General features: G+C 30.9%; 2 protein-coding genes. Both read left to right on the top strand.

The window, feature by feature from the left end:
- A partial coding sequence (locus C3729_RS13320; protein ID WP_317615419.1) for a transposase occupies positions 1-477 on the top strand: 477 nt, incomplete at its 5' end.
- Between the two features lie 23 nt (positions 478-500).
- On the top strand, positions 501-1,343 hold the full coding sequence (locus tag C3729_RS13315; RefSeq protein ID WP_221404913.1) for an IS3 family transposase: 843 nt from the start codon (positions 501-503) through the stop codon (positions 1,341-1,343).
- Positions 1,344-1,391: the final 48 nt, after the last annotated feature.

Below are 1,391 nucleotides of genomic sequence, written 5' to 3'. Positions count from 1 at the left end.
TTGTCTAGTCCTGAAATAGCGATACACAAAAAAAACATCGTTATGAAAGAACATCAAGAACCGCTTTATATTAAGCGAACACAGAAAGATTACAGCTTAAGCCTAAAACTTCAAATCGTGAAAGATATTGAAGAAGGAAAACTAGGAATTACCGATTGCAAGAAAAAGTACGGCATTCAATCCCGTTCTACCGTAGTGAGTTGGTTAAGAAAATATGGTAACTTTGATTGGGAAAACCAAACACCAAACAATATGCCTAAAACACCAGAACAACGCATCATGGAATTAGAGGCCGAAGTCAAACTGCTTCAAAAACAGAAAGCATTTTTAGAAAAACAAGCTTATGTTGCAGATAAAAAGGCCATCATTTTTGACATGATGATTAACCTTGCAGAAAAAGAATATCAAATTGATATCAGAAAAAACTTACCACCCGAACAATTGACTACTTCCGCAGAAAAGAAGAAAAAACTTTAACATTCACCTGTGGATTGTTTGGGATGAATAGACAAATCTATTATAGAAGTACAAAACGAAGTAGAACTAGTAAAAATAAAGCAGAACAAGTGGTGGAATTAGTGGAGAATATCCGCATGAAGATGCCAAAAATTGGAGGAAGAAAACTATATTTTATGTTGAATGAACCTTTAAAAACACTAAAAATCGGAAGGGATAAATTTTTTAACATACTTAAAGCCAATTATTTATTGATCACTCCAAAAAGGAGCTATCACATCACCACCAACTCTCATCATCGCTTTAGAAAACATAAAAATTTAGTATTAGACTATCAAATTACCAAACCCAACCAAGTCTGGGTAGCAGATATTACCTACATTGGAAATAGAAAAAACCCAAGTTATTTAAGTTTAATAACTGATGCTTATTCCAAGAAAATTGTGGGGCATTATGTTGCCGAAAACTTAACAACAGAAGGAAGTTTATTGGCATTAAAGAAAGCCATCAATACTACTGAATTGAAAGAACTGTCTTTAATTCATCATTCTGACAGAGGACTACAATATTGCAGTGATGAGTATCAAAAAATTTTAGAAAAAAATAACATTAAATGTAGTATGACACAAAACTCTGACCCTTATGAAAATGCTGTTGCAGAAAGAATAAATGGAATTTTAAAACAAGAATTTAATATTGATAAATTTGATGTTGAAACAAAAATTAAAAGAAAGATAGTAGAAGAATCTATTGAAATTTATAATGAATTAAGACCTCATTTTTCTAATCATTATCTTACTCCAAACCAAATGCACAAACAAGAAAAATTAAAAATCAAAACCTATAAAAACAAAAACCAAAGCAAAAACGTTTTTGCTTTGGTTTAATTATTTATTTTTGCCCTATAATCTGTATCGGTTTTTTAGGACTAGTCA

This window comes from Cloacibacterium normanense, from assembly GCF_002943105.1.
GTDB lineage: Bacteria > Bacteroidota > Bacteroidia > Flavobacteriales > Weeksellaceae > Cloacibacterium.
The sequence above is the reverse complement of the archived record's forward strand: the minus strand, read 5'-3'. Positions and strand labels throughout refer to the sequence as shown.

Coding starts and splice junctions, on each gene's coding strand:
- C3729_RS13315 (WP_221404913.1), top strand. CDS start 501: ATGAATAGACAAATCTATTATAGAAGTACAAAACGAAGTAGAACTAGT.